The 17815-nt window shown below is 66.1% G+C and carries 18 protein-coding genes; 8 read left to right on the forward strand and 10 right to left on the reverse strand.

Annotation, left to right across the window (positions count from 1 at the left end):
- Positions 1–87 precede the first annotated feature (87 nt).
- The gene (locus K3F48_RS06420; RefSeq protein WP_222574596.1) at positions 88–813 is read left to right on the forward strand and encodes an SDR family oxidoreductase; all 726 of its coding nucleotides are present in this window, start codon (positions 88–90) and stop codon (positions 811–813) included.
- A gap of 215 nt (positions 814–1028) precedes the next feature.
- Here the strand turns inward: K3F48_RS06420 and K3F48_RS06425 are convergent, their stop codons facing one another.
- Positions 1029–1199 (reverse strand): hypothetical protein, encoded by a 171-nt coding sequence (locus K3F48_RS06425; RefSeq protein ID WP_255608433.1) that lies wholly within the window; start codon positions 1197–1199, stop codon positions 1029–1031.
- A gap of 153 nt (positions 1200–1352) precedes the next feature.
- Between K3F48_RS06425 and K3F48_RS06430 the strand changes: the two genes are divergently transcribed.
- Positions 1353–3629, forward strand: a complete 2277-nt coding sequence (locus K3F48_RS06430; protein ID WP_222574621.1) for an NADP-dependent malic enzyme — start codon at positions 1353–1355, stop codon at positions 3627–3629.
- 315 nt (positions 3630–3944) lie between these two features.
- On the opposite strand, the gene K3F48_RS06435 is transcribed toward K3F48_RS06430, so the two are convergent.
- Positions 3945–4166, reverse strand: coding sequence for a hypothetical protein (locus tag K3F48_RS06435; RefSeq protein WP_222574597.1), 222 nt, complete (start codon positions 4164–4166; stop codon positions 3945–3947).
- A 182-nt stretch (positions 4167–4348) separates the two neighbouring features.
- Here K3F48_RS06435 and K3F48_RS06440 point away from each other — a divergent pair, with 182 nt between their 5' ends.
- From K3F48_RS06440 to K3F48_RS06450, 3 genes are all read left to right on the forward strand, one after another.
- Positions 4349–5974, forward strand: a complete 1626-nt coding sequence (locus K3F48_RS06440; protein WP_222574598.1) for an inorganic phosphate transporter — start codon at positions 4349–4351, stop codon at positions 5972–5974.
- Positions 5975–6094: 120 nt separating this feature from the next.
- Positions 6095–6697 (forward strand): orotate phosphoribosyltransferase, encoded by a 603-nt coding sequence (pyrE, locus tag K3F48_RS06445; protein ID WP_222574599.1) that lies wholly within the window; start codon positions 6095–6097, stop codon positions 6695–6697.
- Positions 6698–6777: 80 nt separating this feature from the next.
- A complete protein-coding gene (locus K3F48_RS06450) occupies positions 6778–7101 on the forward strand; it encodes a cytochrome c (RefSeq protein WP_222574600.1) in 324 nt (107 codons plus the stop codon).
- Positions 7102–7188: 87 nt separating this feature from the next.
- Here K3F48_RS06450 and K3F48_RS06455 read toward each other — a convergent pair whose 3' ends face one another.
- From K3F48_RS06455 to K3F48_RS06470, 4 genes are all read right to left on the reverse strand, one after another.
- Positions 7189–7590 carry a nuclear transport factor 2 family protein gene (locus K3F48_RS06455; RefSeq protein WP_222574601.1) on the reverse strand — a complete coding sequence of 134 codons (402 nt, stop codon included), beginning with the start codon at positions 7588–7590 and terminating at the stop codon, positions 7189–7191.
- 56 nt (positions 7591–7646) lie between these two features.
- On the reverse strand, positions 7647–8312 hold the full coding sequence (locus tag K3F48_RS06460) for a DUF6629 family protein (RefSeq protein WP_222574602.1): 666 nt from the start codon (positions 8310–8312) through the stop codon (positions 7647–7649).
- A 107-nt stretch (positions 8313–8419) separates the two neighbouring features.
- Positions 8420–9469 carry an AMP-binding protein gene (locus tag K3F48_RS06465; RefSeq protein ID WP_370631364.1) on the reverse strand — a complete coding sequence of 350 codons (1050 nt, stop codon included), beginning with the start codon at positions 9467–9469 and terminating at the stop codon, positions 8420–8422.
- Positions 9466–11280 carry an extracellular solute-binding protein gene (locus K3F48_RS06470; protein WP_222574603.1) on the reverse strand — a complete coding sequence of 605 codons (1815 nt, stop codon included), beginning with the start codon at positions 11278–11280 and terminating at the stop codon, positions 9466–9468. The genes K3F48_RS06465 and K3F48_RS06470 overlap by 4 nt, the downstream gene beginning before the upstream one ends.
- Positions 11281–11562: 282 nt before the next feature.
- Here K3F48_RS06470 and K3F48_RS06475 point away from each other — a divergent pair, with 282 nt between their 5' ends.
- The gene (locus K3F48_RS06475) at positions 11563–12300 is read left to right on the forward strand and encodes an invasion associated locus B family protein (protein WP_222574604.1); all 738 of its coding nucleotides are present in this window, start codon (positions 11563–11565) and stop codon (positions 12298–12300) included.
- Positions 12301–12567: 267 nt separating this feature from the next.
- On the opposite strand, the gene hspQ is transcribed toward K3F48_RS06475, so the two are convergent.
- Positions 12568–12900: a heat shock protein HspQ gene (hspQ, locus tag K3F48_RS06480; protein ID WP_003611655.1), complete on the reverse strand. Its 333-nt coding sequence runs from the start codon at positions 12898–12900 to the stop codon at positions 12568–12570.
- 147 nt (positions 12901–13047) lie between these two features.
- Positions 13048–14091: a CoA ester lyase gene (locus K3F48_RS06485; RefSeq protein ID WP_222574605.1), complete on the reverse strand. Its 1044-nt coding sequence runs from the start codon at positions 14089–14091 to the stop codon at positions 13048–13050.
- Between the two features lie 208 nt (positions 14092–14299).
- Here K3F48_RS06485 and K3F48_RS06490 point away from each other — a divergent pair, with 208 nt between their 5' ends.
- Both K3F48_RS06490 and K3F48_RS06495 read left to right on the forward strand, forming a co-directional pair.
- Complete coding sequence (locus tag K3F48_RS06490) at positions 14300–14503, forward strand: hypothetical protein (protein WP_222574606.1); 204 nt, start codon at positions 14300–14302, stop codon at positions 14501–14503.
- A gap of 92 nt (positions 14504–14595) precedes the next feature.
- On the forward strand, positions 14596–14805 hold the full coding sequence (locus K3F48_RS06495) for a hypothetical protein (protein ID WP_222574607.1): 210 nt from the start codon (positions 14596–14598) through the stop codon (positions 14803–14805).
- 322 nt (positions 14806–15127) lie between these two features.
- Here K3F48_RS06495 and K3F48_RS06500 read toward each other — a convergent pair whose 3' ends face one another.
- On the reverse strand, positions 15128–15265 hold the full coding sequence (locus tag K3F48_RS06500; RefSeq protein ID WP_222574608.1) for a hypothetical protein: 138 nt from the start codon (positions 15263–15265) through the stop codon (positions 15128–15130).
- Between the two features lie 254 nt (positions 15266–15519).
- Positions 15520–17796 carry a TonB-dependent siderophore receptor gene (locus tag K3F48_RS06505; RefSeq protein WP_222574609.1) on the reverse strand — a complete coding sequence of 759 codons (2277 nt, stop codon included), beginning with the start codon at positions 17794–17796 and terminating at the stop codon, positions 15520–15522.
- Between the last annotated feature and the right edge of the window lie 19 nt (positions 17797–17815).

The following is a 17815-nucleotide window of genomic DNA, read 5'->3' on the forward strand; positions in this document are numbered from 1 at the left end:
GTCTTGCGCGACCGAAGTGTCTCTCGGAGACGCCGCCCGAGGTCGTTTGCGAGCGGGCGCGCCTCCGCCTCTTCTGGGACGGACAAAATGGAAACGAATGAGATTCTCGCCTTGGTCAGCGGCGCTAATCGGGGCATCGGACTTGCCGTAGCGACTGGCCTCGCGCGGCGAGGCGTGCATGTGCTGCTCGGATGCCGTGACATCGGGCGGGGCGAAGCGGCCTGCGCTCCCCTGCAGGCGGAAGGGTTGAATCTGCGACCGGCGCAACTCGACACGACGGACGAAGACAGCGTTTCGACCCTCGCCGCATCGATCGCGCGGGATTACGGCCGCCTGGATATTCTGATCAACAACGCCGGCATCGGACTGGACTATGATCCGAGGTTGTCGGTGGTCGAACGAATGCAACGGACGCTGGCCGTCAACGTCATCGGAACCGTCCGATTGACCGAGGCGATGGCCCCGCTTCTGTCGAAGTCCAACCGCGCGCGAGTCGTGAATGTCTCCTCCGAACTGAGTTCGTTCGGGCAACGCTCCAAGCCGGATTGGGGTTACGCCGGGGTTGCGATGCCGACTTATCAAGCGTCCAAGGCGGCGTTGAATTCGTTGACGCTCAGTTATGCTCGGCTGCTCGAGGACAAGCGAATCAAGGTCAATGCGATCTGCCCCGGGTACACGGCAACCGAGGCGACCAATTTCGATGGATCGCGCACTCCGGAGCAAGCAGCGACGATCGCCATCAAATTCGCGCTGCTCGCGGACGATGGGCCAACCGGCGTGTTCGTCAAGGAGGACGGTGAATTGCCTTGGTAGGCCGCGATCGACCGAACGATCGTCTGCAGTGAGAGGCGAGGATATGGCGCGCAACGAGCGATCGGAGGCAGTCCGATCGCCTGTTGCGCCGAACCCATGTCGGAGCCGTTGTCGCTATAGCGCGCTGTTCGGCGGCTCGGCCTCGACGCCGCCACCGGCTCCTTCTCGCGCCCCCGTTCGTGGAGGTCGAGATTTCGCTCGCGGCCGAGGCGGCGTCACTCGACATGCGGCCGAGCGAAACGCGCCAAGCCGCAATTGCCGAAAGCCGCACGCAGCGTCTCCTCGATCCGCTCGCCGATCTCGCGGTGATACATGTAGTTGGTGTCGACGATCTTGCGATAGGTGCGCCAGGCGGCGAAAAATGCGTCTGCGGCGGGATCGGGCATGGGTCGTCTCTCGTGGTTGTCTCACGCGATCGGCGCGCCTCATAGCATGGTTTGCCGCCGCGTCATCGCCGCCGGCGCCGAAAGCTCCGGCATATTGTCGTCGCAAACATCTGGCCAATTGGCGGCGGTTCGTCGATGCGGAAAGGGGAGATGATGGCGGAAAAGCCGCGCATGGAACGTCCGGCCTTCACCGACACGGAGGCGCTGCTCTATCATTCTCGCGGTCGGCCCGGGAAAATCGCCGTCGTTCCGACCAAGCCGATGGCGACGCAGCGCGATCTCTCGCTCGCCTATTCGCCGGGCGTCGCCGCGCCCGTGCTGGCGATCGCCGAGAACGCCTCGCTCGCCTACGACTATACCGCCAAGGGCAATCTCGTCGCCGTCATCACCAATGGCACGGCCATCCTCGGCCTCGGCAATCTCGGCGCGCTCGCCGCCAAGCCGGTGATGGAGGGCAAGGCGACCCTGTTCAAGCGCTTCGCCGACATCGACTCCATCGACCTCGAGGTCGATGCGCAGGACGTCGAGCAGTTCATCGCCGCGGTGCGCTATCTCGGGCCCTCCTTCGGCGGCATAAATCTCGAGGACATCAAGGCGCCGGAGTGCTTCATCATCGAGGAGCGCTTGCGCGAATTGATGGACATTCCCGTCTTTCACGACGACCAGCACGGCACCGCGATCATCTCGGCGGCGGGCCTCCTCAATGCGCTGCATCTCACCGGCCGCGACATTGCGAGCACGAAGCTCGTCTGCAACGGCGCCGGCGCCGCCGGCATCGCCTGCCTCGATCTCGCCAAGGCTTTGGGGTTTTTGCCGCAGAATGTGACTCTCTGCGACACCAAGGGCGTCGTCTATCGCGGCCGCGTCGAAGGCATGAACCAATGGAAGAGCGCTCATGCGGTCGAGACGAGCGCGCGCACGCTCGCAGAGGCGCTGGAGGGCGCCGACATCTTCTTCGGCCTCTCGGTGAAAGGCGCGCTGACGCCGCAGATGCTGACGGGCATGGCGGAAAATCCGATCGTCTTCGCATTGGCCAATCCCGATCCGGAGATCACGCCGGAGGAGGCGCTCGCCGCGCGGCCCGACGCCATCGTCGCCACGGGCCGCTCCGACTATCCGAATCAGATCAATAATGTCCTCGGCTTCCCTTACATCTTCCGCGGCGCGCTCGACGTGCGCGCCAAGACGATCAACATGGAGATGAAGATCGCGGCGGTCCATGCGCTCGCCGAGCTCGCGCGCGAGGATGTGCCGGACGAGGTCGCCAACGCCTATCAGGGCGCGCGGCCGCGCTTCGGCCGCGATTATCTCATCCCTGCGCCCTTCGATCCGCGTCTCGTCGCGGTCGTGCCGCCGGCGGTGGCGCGGGCGGCGATGGAGTCGGGCGTCGCGCGGCGGCCGATCGCCGATATGACCGCCTATCGCGCCGAGCTCTCCGCGCGTCGCGATCCCGTCGCCGCGCTGATGCACACGATCTATGAGCGCGTGCGGCGCGATCCCAAGCGCGTCGTCTTCGCCGAGGGCGAGGAGGAGCAGGTCATTCGCGCCGCGCTCTCCTTCGTGGCGCAGGGTCTCGGCCGCGCGATCCTCGTCGGCCGCGAGGAGCGCGTGGCGCAGACGGCGCGGAACGCCGGGCTCGAGCTCGGCGAAATGATCGAGGTGCATAACGCGCGCCTCTCCTCGCGCAACGCCGTCTATGCGCAATTTCTGTTCGAGCGCCTGCAGCGCAAGGGCTATCTGCTTCGCGACTGCCAGCGGCTCATCAACAATGACCGCAATCATTTCGCCGCGGCGATGGTGGCGCAGGGCGACGCCGACGCCATGGTCACCGGCGTCACGCGCAATTTCTCCACCGCGCTCGAGGATGTGCGTCACGTCGTCGATCAGAAGCCCGGCCATCGGCTGATCGGCGCCTCGCTGGTGCTGGCGCGTGGACGCATCGTCGTCGTCGCCGATACGGCGATCACCGAAATGCCGGAGGCGACCGATCTCGCCGACATTGCGATCGAGGCGGCGGGTCTCGCGCGCCGCATCGGCCTCGAGCCGCGCGTCGCCATGCTCGCCTTCTCGACCTTCGGCTATCCGCCGGGCGAGCGCACCGCGCGCGTGCATGAGGCGGTGCGCGCGCTCGATGCGCGCCGCGTCGATTTCGAATATGAGGGCGAGATGGGCGCGGACATCGCGCTCAACAGGCAGGCGATGGCGGCCTATCCCTTCTCGCGCCTGTCCGACACCGCCAATGTGCTGGTGATGCCGGCGTTCCACTCGGCGGCGATCTCGACGAAGATGGTGCAGGAATTGGGCGGCGCCACGGTGCTCGGGCCGCTCGTCGTCGGGCTCGACAAGCCGATCCAGATCCTTCAGCTCGGCGCGACCGATGCGGATATCGTGAATATGGCGGCGCTCGCGGCGTTCGGCGTCGGGGGGTAGAGAGCGGAGCGCTCGCGTCACACGAACCGAAGCGCCGAATGCCCCCTCCCTCACCCTCCCCGGCTTCGCGGGAGAGGGGCGGCGGACGTGTCGCGCATCGTTGATGAAACGCCAAATCTGCTCCCTCTCTCGCGAAGCGACGCGAAGCGGGGGAGGGCTGGAGAGAGGGGGCGCCGAGCGCCCTTCATTTATCGACGCAAGTCTCTAGCGGCGTGCGTCATCCAATTCGATGTGTTCGAAGAGCGAGCCCGAAGGCTCGCGGTCCAGGGGCCGGATTTGGACCGCGAGCCTTCGGGCTCGCTCTCCAGAGGGGCGTCACAGATGCGCCGCCACGGCGAGCGAGGTGAGCGCGGAGGCCGGCGCGCTTTCGCCGATCAGATCGACCGCCGCGTCGCGCGCGGTCTCGGCGCTGTCGAACACGCGCCCCTCGAGCACGCGAAACGAACGCTTGGCCGCATAGAAGCGATAGCCGTCGTCCTCGCGCGTCACCAATCCCACGGCGTCCTCGCCGAGCTCGATGATGTATGTGTCGGACATGCGCCCTCCTGATCTCGCCGCGCGGTCGTTCTCGAACCTTATGCGCGAGCGATGGTCAGCCGCTTCGCTCATGCAGTCAAATGAAATGATTTTCATGAAGCGAGCCGGTCGCCCCAACGTCACGACTCTGTTGCATGTCGCTGGTTGGTAAGGGCGTTGTTCGCTCGTTAGGAGTTTCGACTATGACGTCCTTGGCAACCAGCGTCGAGCTGCCCGATGATCGCGAGGGTCATGATCCCAAGCCTCGACTGGATCATCCGCTCGACATTCGCGCGCTTCTCGTCTTTCTCGGCGTGATCGCGCTCGGCCTCGCCTTCACCGCCTTCAGCATCTATCAGGACCTCGTCGAATCCGGCGCGCTGGTCACGACCTATCTTCCCTTCGTCCTGCTCGGCGTCGCCTTGCTCATCGCGCTCGGCTTCGAGTTCGTGAACGGCTTCCACGACACCGCCAATGCCGTGGCGACCGTCATCTACACCCATTCCATGCCGGCGCCGGTCGCCGTCGTCTGGTCGGGCTTCTTCAATTTCCTCGGCGTGCTGTTCTCGACCGGCGCGGTCGCCTTCGGCATCGTCTCGCTGCTGCCGGTGGAGCTCATCCTGCAAGTCGGCTCGCAGGCAGGCTTCGCCATGGTGTTCGCGCTGCTCATCGCGGCGATCATGTGGAATCTCGGCACCTGGTGGCTCGGCCTGCCGGCCTCCTCCTCGCATACGCTGATCGGCTCCATCATCGGCGTCGGCATCGCCAACGCCCTCATGCGCGGCCGCGATGGAACCTCCGGCGTCGATTGGGGCAAGGCGACCGACATCGGCTATTCGCTGCTGCTGTCGCCGGTCGTCGGCTTCGTTTCCGCGGCGTTGCTGCTGCTCGTGCTGAAATTCATCATCCGCAAGCCGGAACTCTACAAGGAGCCCAAGGGGCAGGCCGCGCCGCCCTGGTGGATTCGCAGCCTTCTGGTGCTCACCTGCACCGGCGTCTCCTTCGCGCACGGCTCCAATGACGGCCAGAAGGGCATGGGCCTGATCATGCTGATCCTGATCGGCACGGTGCCGACCTCCTATGCGCTGAACCGGGCGCTGCCGGCGAGCCATCTCGAGAGCTTCGCCAAGGCTTCGCATGCGGCCTCGAAGGTCGTGGAGGCCAAGGCGGCAGGCTATAATGTCCTCGGCGACCCGCGTCCGGCGGTGACCAATTATGTCGCGCAACATCAGCTGAACGAAGGGACCTATCCGTCGCTCGCCGTGCTGATCCGCGACATTTCTCATCAGATCGAGACCTATGGATCGATCTCGAAGATCCCCTTCGCCGCGGTCGGCAATACGCGCAACGACATCTATCTCGCCTCGGAGGCGCTGCGCTTCCTCGCCAAGGACAAGGCGTCGGAGCTTTCCGACTCCGACAAGAAAGTGCTGAAGGACTATAAGGAGCAGATCGATCAGGCGACCAAATTCATCCCGCTCTGGGTGAAGATCGCCGTCGCCATCGCGCTCGGCCTCGGCACGATGATCGGCTGGAAGCGCATCGTCGTCACCGTCGGCGAGAAGATCGGCAAGCAGCATCTGACCTATGGCCAGGGCGCTTCGGCCGAGCTCGTCGCCATGGGGACGATCGCGGCCGCAGATATGTACGGCATGCCGGTGTCGACCACCCATGTGCTCTCCTCCGGCGTCGCCGGAACCATGGCGGCCAATGGCGCCGGCGTGCAGGCGGCGACGATCCAGAAGCTGCTGATGGCCTGGGTGCTGACTCTGCCGGCCGCGATCCTGCTGTCGGCTTCGCTCTACTTCCTGCTGCGGCAGGTGATGTGACGGGCGACGGGGCGGCTCCCGGCCGCCCCTTATCCCCTGAACGCTGCGCCGCGAATCGGCGGCTCGGCTTGATGTCTCCCGTCCCTCCGCCTAATTGGAGAAGCGAGAAAGGGCGGGAGCATGAGCATTACGGACAGCCGGGGTCACGCAGTTTCGGGCGAAGTCGTCGATCGGGCCGATCCGCGCCGGGCGCGGCTGCACAAATTGATCGACACGCATTCTCTGCAGCGGGGCGAGTTCACCCTCTCCTCGGGCCGCAAGAGCAATTATCTGTTTCAGCTGCGGCAGACGACCATGCTGCCGGAGGGCGCGCATCTTCTCGGCGACGTCATCGTCGATTTCATGAAGGCGCATGATCTTGCCTGCGTCGGCGGCCTCGCCGTCGGCGCTATTCCGATGGTCTCGGCCATTCTGGTGCTCAGCCACGCCAAAGGCGCGCCGGTGGACGCCTTCTTCGTGCGCAAGGAGGCGAAGTCGCATGGCGCGCTGGAGCGCATCGACGGCCATGTGCGCGCGGGCGCCGATGTGCTGATCGTCGACGATGTGGCGACATCCGGCGGCTCGATCCTGAAATCGATCGAGGGGTTGCGCGCGGAATATCCGAGCTGCCGCGCGACCAAGGCGCTCGTCGTGGTCGATCGCGAGGAGGGCGCGACGGAAGCGCTGGCGGAGCAGGGGGTCGCGCTCTACGCGCTGTTCAAGCGAAGCGAATTCGAAATCTGAGCCATGGCGGCGACGAACCGCGAGCCTCGAGGCTCGCTCTCGATGCTTTGAAGCCTATGACGCCGAGCGGGAGGTTCGAAATGAGCAAGACGATCGCAACGGCTCTCTGTCTCGCCGCGCTCGCCGGCGCCGCTCGGGCGCAGACCGCCGACCCCGCCATGGGCAAACGTCTTTCCGCCTCGGTCTGCGTCGAATGCCATCGCATCGACGCCGACACGCCGGCCAAGAATCCCGAGTCGAAGGCTCCGAGCTTCGTGGACGTCGCCCGCCTGCCCTCGACCAATGAGCTGGCGATCAAAGTCTTTCTGCGCACGTCTCATGCGAACATGCCGAATTTCATCCTCTTGCCGGAGGAGATCGATTCGGTGGCCGCTTACATCGTCGGCCTCGCCCGCCAGAAATAGCTGAAATCGGGGAAGCGAGCCCGAAGGCTCGCGGTCCAGGCGCGCGCAAAAGGCGCGTCGGGACGAGGGCGCTGGGCCTCGCGACGACTAATGCAGCGAGCGCGGCCGCTCCGGCGGCGTCTCGGCGGGGACCACGGCGAGCGGGCTCGCCTGATGATGGACGAGCCGCCAAGCGCCGCCCGTGAAGCGGAACCAATTGGTCGCGACCAGCGCCGCGCCGCCCACCACCTCGACGCAGAGCACGCGCCCGTCCGCGCCCGAAACCAGCGCGCGCTCGTTGCGGCGCACGATCGGCTCCTGCATCGGATTGCGCAGAATATCGCGATAGGAGGCGAGCACCGCCTCTCGGCCGATCAGCGCCGGCCAGCCGGGATGAATGCAGGCGACGTCGTCCTCGCCCCACAGGGCGCTCATGCGATCGATGTCGCCCTCGATAAAGGCGCGGTAATAAGCGGCGTTGGCCGCCAGCAGCGAGGCTTCGTCGGACATGGCGGCAGAATGCGCCGCACGCCGACGGAAAGCAACGGCTTCGCCGGCTTCGCCGCTCAGCGTTGCGCCTGCAGCTCGTCCCGCTCGGATCTGCGGCGCTCGCCGATCGCCGAGGCCAGCACGAGGCTGAACAGAGCCGCCGCCATGCACCAGACCGAATACCAGGCCGGCCGGTTCTCGATCAGCGCCAGCACGAAGGTCGCCAGCACCGCCCAGCCGAACAGCGCGACGCCGCGCCGGCGGCTCGCGACGAGTGGAACCACGGTGAGCGTCACATAGAGAAAATGGACCAGCAGCGGCGGACGGTCGAACAAAGGATCATAGGCGAGCGAATGCCGCACGACGGAGAGGTCGACGCCGTCGCAGGCGACGAGCCGCGCGGTCAGATAGGTCGCGACCACGGCGCCGACGCCGGTCATGGCCAGCCACAGCCGGCGCCGCTCGGGGTCGGTCTCGGCGCAGGACGCCGCATAAGGGGTGAGCACGGGCCAGAGAGCGAAGGCGATCAGCGTGTAGAGGAAGCGGAAGGGCTGGCCGGCCTGCCAGTCGCCGATGGTCAGCCAGACGGCGCCCTCGGTGAGCTGATGTACGGAGAAAACGAAAGGAAAGGCTGCGAAGGCCAGCATGCGCCGATCGCGGCGCAGAGCCTTCGTCACCATGCCATAGCCCGCGAGCCCGAGGCCGATCGCGGCCGTGAGGCTCGCCTCGAGGGAATAGCACATGGCGCTTCGTCGCCGAAATTGCGGGGCGCTCGATCGGCGCGCCCTGTTCGCCGGCCGCAAGGGCGGAGATTAAGCGAGGACTGGCGCCTGCGCCAGAGCGGTTTTCGTTACGAAACGCGCGCCCATTCGCGCGCCGCGGGGCGGGCGGCGCCGTCGGCGGCGATCTCGACGATCGGGCAGCAGGCGGCGCGCGCGGCAAAGCCGTCTTCCGCTTCCTCGGTTCGGGCGATGGCGACGCAGCCGAGCAGCGCTCCGCTGGTCAACAGGCCGGCGGCGTCGAGATCGGCGAGGATCGCGCGCGGCGCGACGAGTCGGGCTGGGCCGATCGCGTCGAGATGGGCGAGGAAGCCGTCGGCGTCGAAAGGCGAGACGAAATGCAGCGGCGCGCCGGAGAGCAGGGAGGCGAGCGGGCCGGCGACGAGGCCGCCGATCGTGCCCGGCGAGCACAGCGACACCAGCGGCGCCGCGCCGCTGACGCGCGCCTCGGCGACGAGCGAGAGGCTGCGGCCGAGCAGGGCGCTCTGCTCGTAGAAACGCGGCGCGCCGAAACAGTCCAGCGCGCCGATGGTCACTTTGCGCGCCGGCGCCGGCCGCTCCGCCGCGATGTCCCATGCGGGGACCGGGGGGAGGGCGCGGTCGAGCGCGCCGAAATCGACGGCGCCGTCGATGGTCCCGGGGCCGAGCGAGCCGATGAGCCGGATCGACGGCGCCGTGGCGGCGACGCCGAGCAGCAGCTCCTCGAGACTGTCGCCGCCGAACGATGCGGGGCCGATCAGCGCCGCCGCCGAAGCGCTGCGGGCGCCGGCGGCGAGCGCCTGGGGAGGCAAGCCGAGCGGCGCGAGCACCGGCTCGAGGCCGGCGGCGATGAGGCCGATGAGCGCGGTCAGAGTCCGCACATTGGGAGTCGCCGCGAGCAGCACGCGCTCGCCGGGCTCGAGATCATAGTCCCGCAGCTCGGCGCGAAAGGCGTCGACCCGGCGGTCGAGCTCGGCATGGTCGACGGCGCCGCCGTCGAGCGCGTCACGCGCGGCGATCCGCTCCGGCCGCAGCCGCGCCGCGCCCGAGATCAGCGCGTCGAAGCCGAACATGGTCAGCGGGTGGGCGCGGGAGAGCGCGGCGGCCCGGCGGGCGGCGGCGTCGGGCGATGCTGCGGTCACGGCTCCGTCCTCCACCAGCTGTCCAAGGTCGCGCCGAACAAGGGCGAGTAGCGCGGCAACGTCTGCGGCCGCGCGAGTTTCGTCGAGTGAGCGATCCATTGCTTCGATGCGTGAAAGAGCGGCACGACGTAGAAACCGGAGAGCAGCACGCGGTCATAGGCGCGCACCGCGGCGACGAAGTCTTCGTGTCCGCGCGCGGCGACCAGCGCTGCGATCAGCGCGTCGATCGCCGGCGAGGACGCTCCAGCGAGATTAAACGAGCCTTCTTGCGCGGCGCTTGCGGACCCCCAGCGCATCCGCTGCTCATTGCCCGGCGAGGCCGAGGCGGCCCAATTGCCGATCATCACGTCGAACTCGAATTTTTGCCGCCGCCGCTGATATTGCACCTCGTCGACGAGCCGCACCGAGGCGGCGACGCCGATGCGCCGCAATGAATCGGCGTAGAACAGGGCGAGCCGCTCCTGGTCGCGATTGGTGACCATGATCTCGAAGGCCAGCGGAGCGCCGTCCTTCACCAGCGCATTGTCGACGAGCTTCCAGCCCGCTTGTGCGAGCAGCTCCAGCGCGCGCCGCGCCGGCTCGCGGTCGCGCCCGGTGCCGTCATGGACCGGCGGCGTCCAGCGGCCCTCGAGAATGTCCGCGCGCACGGCGCCGGGGAAGGGCGCGAGCAGAGCGCGCTCCGCCTCGCTCGCCGGACGGCCGGAGGAGGAGAGCTCCGATTCGTCGAAGAAGCTCTTGGTGCGGGTGTAGAGGCCCGAATAGAGATTGGCGTCGACCCATTCGAAATCGAACATCAGGCCGAGCGCCTCGCGCAGGCGGATATCGGCGAAAGGCTCGCGTCGCAGATTGAAGACGAAGCCCTCGAGCCCCTTGGGCCCCGGGCTCTTCAACGTCTCCAGCACGATGCGGCCGTCGCGCGCCGCCGGAAAATCATAGCCGCTCGCCCAGCGGGCGGTGCTGGTCTCCTCGCGATAATCGACCAGCCCGGCCTTGAAGGCTTCGAACAGCGCATTGCCGTCGCGGAAATATTCGATGCCGATCTCGTTGAAATTATACAGCCCCCGTTGCAAAGGCAGGTCCTTGCCCCAATAATTCGGGTCGCGCTTCAGCACGAGGCGCGAGCCGGGCTCGACCTCGGCGATGACATAGGGGCCGGAGCCGATGGGCGGCTTCAAGGAGGCGTCGGTGAAATGCTCGACGTCGGTCGCATGCTCGGGCAGCACCGGCATCAGGCCGAGAATGAGCGGCAATTCGCGATCCTTGGCGCCGGTCAGATCGAAGGTCACCGTCTGCGCGTCGGGCGCCTCGGCGCGCTTGACGAGGCCATAGGCGATCCGCTGTTGCGGCCGGCCCTTGGTTTTCAAGAGTTCGAAGGAGAAGATGACGTCGGCCGAGGTCAGCGGCGCGCCGTCGGAGAAATGGGCGCGCGGATCGAGGCGGAAGGTCACATGCTCACGGGCGTCGTCGGTCTCGATGGAACGCGCGACGAGTCCGTAGAGCGTGAAGGGCTCGTCATTGGAGCGCGCGAGCAGGCTCTGGATCACATTGCCGTTGATCCCCTGCGCGGTCGAGCCGGACTTCAGATTGAAGGGATTGAGGCTGTCGAAGGCGCCCGCGAGGCCGATACGGACCTTGCCGCCGGGGATGGCGTTCGGATCGGCGTAAGGGAGATGCTCGAAATCCGGCGGCAGCGCCGGCTCGCCATGCATCGCGATTCCGTGTGTCGCCGCAGGCGTGGCGGGGGCCGAGAGGACCAGGGCGCCGAACGCGAGGAGCAGCCGCGCGCTCGATTCGATGGCGTCGCGAATCATGAATCGACCTTTCTCGAGGAAGCCGGGTCGTTCCGGCGGGCGACGATTCGCAAATCTTATTGGAAAAAGCGCGGCCGAACGTGGCGATATCGCGGCGCGCCGCGCAAAGGCCGCAAAGCTCGAGCAATTCGCTGCGACGACTGGCTTTCGCCGCGTCGATTTTGTATGAGGCTTGCCGTCACTCTCTCGCCCGCCTCGAGGGGGCGACGACCGATGAAAGGGATGTGACGAACCCTTCCTCGAGCGACCGAGCCCACGAGCACCCACTCGAAAGGACGACTTATGTCAATTCAATTCCCGCGGTTCCTGGCCGCGGCTCTCACGGGGGCCCTCCTCGTCTCGGCGGGCGCCGCACAGGCTCAGCACAAGTCCGCCCCCAAGCCTGCGGCCCCCGCCGCACCGGCCGCCCCCTCCGCTCCGGCCGCCCCCGCCGCCCCGCCGCAAGCGGCGCAGCAGCAGGCCCCGCAGGGGCCGATCAAGGCGGACCTCGTCGCCGTGCAGCCGGATTGGACCAAGGTCTGCGGCGCCGACCCGCAGTCGAAGAAGGAAGTCTGCTATACGACGCGCGATTTCGGCGCGCAGGCGGATCAGCCGCTGCTGGCGCTGGCGGTCTACGACCCAAAGGGCGACGACACCAAGGTCATTCGCCTGCTGCTGCCGCCGGGCCTGATGCTGCGGCCGGGCTTCCGCTTCGCGGTGGACAAGGGCGCGCTCGAGGCCGGCGAGTTCGAGATCTGCTTTCCCAACGGCTGCTTCGCTCTCGCCAAGATCAAGGCCTCGGTCGTCGACAGCATGAAGAAGGCCGAGAAGATGACGATCATCGTCAAGAACCAGTATAACAACGAGGTGACCTTCCTCCTGCCTCTCGCCGGCTTCGGCAAGTCGTTCGACGGCCCGCCCGTCGACCCCAAGGTGCTCGAGGAGCAGCAGAAGAAGCTGCAGGAGGAACTGCAGAAGAAGGCCGAGGAAGAGCGCAAGAAGCTCGAGGCGCAGAAGCCGGCGGCGCCCGCCGGCAAGTGAGCCGAGAAAGCTGCGTCCCGCGCGCGGGTCTCGAGGCGCGTTCCCCTTCTCCCGCCCTGCGGGAGAAGGCGGCCCCGCGAAGCGGGTCGGGATGAGGGCGGCGGGACTTGATGCGAGGGGCGCTTCTCCCCAGAGCGGGAGAAGCGTTGCGCCTTTTTCTTCGACCTTTGGACGAGGTCTGCTTCATCGAAGTCGATGGGCTTCGAGAGCGAGCCTTCAGGCTCGCTTTTTACAGCCCTGCCAAAACGACTGAATCACCCCGTCGACTCAGTGTCGCTTGGCGGACTTCACGCGATAGTACCCGTCCTCGGCGCGCTCGAAGGTCTCGTCGACCTGGGGATGCCGCACCGGGTCGCCCGATTCATCGGGAACGAGATTTTGCTCGGAGACATAGGCGACATATTCCGTCTCCGAATTCTCCGCGAACAGATGATAGAAGGGCTGGTCCTTGCGCGGCCGCACTTCCTCGGGAATGGAGAGCCACCATTCCTCGGTGTTGGCGAATTCGGGATCGACGTCGTAGATCACGCCGCGAAACGGGTAGCGGCGGTGCTTGACGACCTGGCCGATCGCGAATTTGGCGACACACTCTCTCGGCATGACAATCGACGCCACTCTATTACGCTGTCCGGATAGCGTTCGTAGCGCAGGCGCGCGCCTCCCGTCAATTGTCGCGTACATGACAGACGGCGCGACGCGCTTCCCGCGCAGGAAGGGAGCCGCGCCGCAATGCGATGCGCGAGCCGGTCAGAAACCGTAGACCGCCGCATAATCCGGGTCATTGGCGGCGACCTGACGGGCGAGGTCGACGACCACCTTGCATTGCTTCCAAGTGGCGTCGTCCTGCATGCGGCCGTCGATCATCACCGCGCCGGCGCCGTCCGGCATCGCCTCCAGCACGCGGCGGGCGAAGGCGACCTCGGCCGGATCGGGCGAGAACACTTTTTTGGCGATCGCGATCTGCGAGGGGTGCAGCGACCAGGCGCCGGCGCAGCCGAGCAGGAAGGCGTTGCGGAACTGCGACTCGCAGGCCGCCGGATCGGAGAAGTCGCCGAACGGGCCGTAGAACGCCTTGATGCCCGCGGAAGCGCAGGCGTCGACCATCTTGGCGATGGTGTAGTGCCACAAGTCCTGCTGGAAGGTCGCGCGCGCGGCCTCGCCGGGGACGGCGTCGGCGATCACGCGATAATCGGGATGGCCGCCGCCGACGCGCGTGGTCTTCATCGCGCGCGAGGCGGCGAGATCGGCCGGGCCGAGGCTGACGCCATGCATGCGCGGGCTCGCGGCGGCGATGGCGTCGACATTCTTGACGCCTTCGGCGGTCTCCAGGATCGCATGGATGAGGATCGGCTTGGTCACGCTATTGCGCGCTTCGAGCTGCGCGAGCAGCTGGTCGAGATAATGAATGTCCCACGGCCCTTCGACCTTGGGCAGCATCACCACGTCGAGCTTATTGCCGACCGCCGCCACGATCTCGATGAGATCGTCGAGAATCCAGGGCGAGTTCAGCGCGTTGATGCGGGTCCACAGGCCCGCCTGGCCGAAATCGGTCGATTTCGCCATCTCGATGAAGCCCTTGCGGGCGGCCTCCTTGGCGTCGGAGGGAATGGCGTCCTCGAGATTGCCGAGCACGACGTCGACTTGTTTCGCCAGCTCGGGAACCTTGGCGCGCAGCTTCTCGAGATGCGGCGGCACGAAATGGATCATGCGCTCGACCTTCACCGGCGGCTCGCGCAGCGGCGCCGGCGCTCCGATGGCGAGCGGGCGATAGAATTGATTGGGCAGCTTCATGGCGGTCTCTTTCGCTCGGGGAAAGCTCGGCGGCGAGCGATAGCCGCTCTTCGCCAGAAAGGGAATAGACGGGCGCAGGCCGGCGCTCGGCGAGGAGTCCCGCCGATCGAGCGAGCGGTAAATCTTTCATGAATGCTTTAACGGTTCCTCCGATTTTCCGCTCTATCTCGACCCCAGCGCCGATGCAGCGGCGACGAAGGGGGTCGACATGTCAGTCGATCAGGAGCTTGCGCGCCTTCTCGCGCGGATCTTCGAGCAGACCGACGAATTGCTCGAACGAGGCGAAACAACATGGGAGACGGCGTCGCAGGGCGTCGAGACGGTGGCCCTCGACCTCGAGCGGCGCTACCCGGATCAGGCGGACTGGATCCGCGCCCAAGTCGTCGAGTGGCGTCGCCGGCGCGCCCATTGATCCTCGTTCTTGCGACGCGCATCGAATTTTTCGATTGCGGGCGGGCTCCGCCCCTGCTTTCTCCTGCGGCCAGCCCGGGAGGGGCCGTGGGCATGATTCGCAGCAAATCGCCGAAAGAGACGTTGCCGACCGGGAACGCCGGCGCCGAGTTCGATCGCTTGACCGCCTTGATCGGAATGATCGACTATCTGATCGTGGAAGCGCGCGAGATCGAGCCTTTGGCCGAATATTTCCTCAAAATGGCGCGCTTGTCTCTGCTCGAAGCCGAGCAGACCCGCGCCGACGCCGATGGCCGCAACTGAGTCTTGCAGGCGGGCGGCGAAAAAAAGCCCGGCTGTTCGCCGGGCTCAGGGAGGATCGAGGCGGCCCCTGGGAGATGCGCCGCCCTGATCATATTCTCAGCGTCAGATGCAGAATTGGGAATGCGTCTCTTTGACGCGAGGGGAAGAAAAAGAGGAGGACGGGGATGGAGGAGTTCGAAGGCCGCTTCCTGATCAACGTCCTGGTCGGTTTGGGCCTCGCTCTGGCGGTCGGATTTCTATTCGTCTGGCTGCGCTGAGCGTGCGCCGCCGGGCCGCGGCGGGCGGATCGCCCGCTGCGGCGAGCGCGGCCGGCGGGTGCGCCTCAGCGCTTCGGCTTCAAGGCGCGAACGCCTGCATTGATCGCCAGCGTTGCGACGATCGCGACCGCGACGACCGCGATGACGAGGGCCTCGCTGAGCAGCACGAAGACTACCGGATCGTCGGTTCCGTAAGTGGACATTGGCGCTTCTCCAGTCGCCTGTGCGCGTTTCTCGGCGCCAGGCTTGTGGAGAAGGTAGAGCGCGTCGGCTCTTGCCGGCGAGCCGGCGCGCGGTCGCAGCGTCAAACTAACGCAGCGGCAAGGCGTCGATTGATTTCAATCAAATCCGATCGAACCGCATGCGTGGCGAATGCGCGCGAGAGCAAGAGATTGCAGCGTTTCGCGCGAGAGCGGTGGCGCGCGATCGCGCGCCGCCGCAGCTTTCCTCGAGATTTTCAGAACTCGACCTTGATCGAGCCGATCGCGGTCAAGGGCGCGCCGGGATAGATGCCGTAGCGCGGATCGACATTGGCTTCCGGGTCCGCATTCTCGAAATAACGCACATTGTTGAGATTGCGGATGTTGATCTGCGCCGTCACCTTTTGCGCGCCGACATTGAAGCGATAGGCCGCCATCGCGTCGAGCCGCGCATAGCCGGGAAGCTGGAAGGTGCTCTTCGCATCGCCCTGCCTGGCGCCGACGACATAGACGCCGAAACCGAGGCTCAGCCCTTCGAGCTCTGGAATCTCGATCACATCCCATTTGGCCCAGAAGCTTCCCGCGTAACGCGGAACATTGGGCAGGCGTCGGCCGAGATAGACGGGGACGCCCTCGGCGTCGAAATTATTGTCAGCGACGACGCGCGCGTCCATGTAGGTGAAGCTGCCCATGAGGCTGACGTTGTCGGTCACCTTGCCGATCGCGTCGAATTCGACGCCCTTGCTGCGCTGCTTGCCGACCGCGATCGAGTCGCTCAAATCCGCCGTCGACAAATCCGGCGTCAGCAGATTGGTCTTCTCCAGATTGTAGAAGGCGAGCGTCGTCGTGAGCCGGCGGTCGAGAAGCTCCGCCTTCACGCCGACCTCGAATTGCTCGGCCTGCTGCGGCGGCTGCGGATTGTTCTTGGCGTCGACGCCATTGTTGGCGCCGAAGGAGGTTGTCCAGTTTCCATAGACGCTCAGCCAGGACAGCGGCTGGACGAGAACGCCGACGCGCGGGCTGAAGGCTTCGTCATGGCGAACGATCGACGGATTGGCGTTGGAGATCTGCGTGCGCGCGGCGTCGAAGCTGTCGCCGCGTCCGCGCGCGACCTCCGACCAGTCGTAGCGGCCGCCGCCGAACACGTGCAGCATGTCGAACAGCGTGATGTGGTCCTGGAAATAGACGCCTTTCTGATCCTCCACGTGAACGCTGTGATCGCGCGATTGGTTGGGCCGGACATAGGGCGCGGCGTCGAAGGCGGAGCGCGGAACGCCGCCGTAGATCGGCGCGAAGATATTGATGGCGTATGCCGGGTCCGGCGTGTTGTATCGGCCGAACGTCGTATATTCGGTCTCGGCGCGCAGATAGTCGAAGCCGACGAGCGTCTCGTGATGGGTGTTCAAGAGATCGAAATTGCCGAGCAGGTCGAGATTGGTGGTGTAGACTTCGGCGTCCGATGTCTGGCCGAAGACATTGCGCGCGAGCACGCCGCTGTCCGTCAGCGCCCCTGTTCCGAAGGCCGGCGCGGGATTGAGGAAGTCGTCCTTCGTATGGAGGAAGCTCGCCAGGAAGCGGTTGCGGAACGTCCAATTCTCATTGAACCGATGCGTGAGCTCCGAACCGACGTGATATTTGTGCATGTTGTCGGTCTTGTCGTTCGGATCGCCGAAGGAGCGGCTGATCGGAATCGGCGCAGGCCGCGTTCCCCAGGCCGGAATGCCGTAATCGGCGAGATAGTCCTGGTTGAAATATTCGAAATCGACGGTGAAATCCGTGTCGGGCGTCAGCCGAAAGGTCACGCTCGGATTGAACTGCATGCGGTCGATGTGCTGGAAATCGCGGAACGAGCCGGAGTTCTCATAGCCGCCCGAGAAGCGGTAGAGAACCGAGCCGTCGTCGAACACGCGGCCGGTGCTGTCCCACAGGGTGCGGTAATGGTCGAAGGAGCCGAACCTCTGCTCCACCGTATGGCGCGCCTCGACGTCGAGCGGCCGCTTGGTGACGATATTGATGAGGCCGCCGGGCTCGAAACGCCCATAGAGCATGGCCGCGGGACCTTTGAGCACTTCGATCTGCTCGACATTGGCCGCGTCGAATTCGCTGCGAAAATTGGAGGGCGAGGTGGCGATAAGGCCGTTGCGGAAGGTCTTGCGGCTATCGCTGAAGCCGCGGATGATAAATCCGGTTCCGCTGCCGACGGACTGATTGGTCAGCACGCCGCTGACCGATTCGAGCGCCTCGCGGACATTGGTGACCTTGCGGTCCTCGATGACCGCCCGCGGGATGATCTTGACCGAGGCGGGGGTCTGAATGAGCGGCGTGTCGGTTTTCGTCGCGGCGCCGGAGTTGTGGACGATATAGCCCTGCGGCGGGTCCTTCGGCGCGCTCGGGCCGCTGCGGGTCGGCGCCGCATTGCGGCTCGCGCCGACATCGATCGTCGGCAAGGCTTCCTGCGCGAAGGAAGCGGACGCGGTGAGCGCGAGAGTCGAGGCGCCGGCGAGGACGCCGCGCAAAATGGTCGTGCGATGCATGAATTGTCTCCTGGCGCGG

This window comes from Methylosinus sp. Sm6, from assembly GCF_019802345.1.
GTDB lineage: Bacteria > Pseudomonadota > Alphaproteobacteria > Rhizobiales > Beijerinckiaceae > Methylosinus.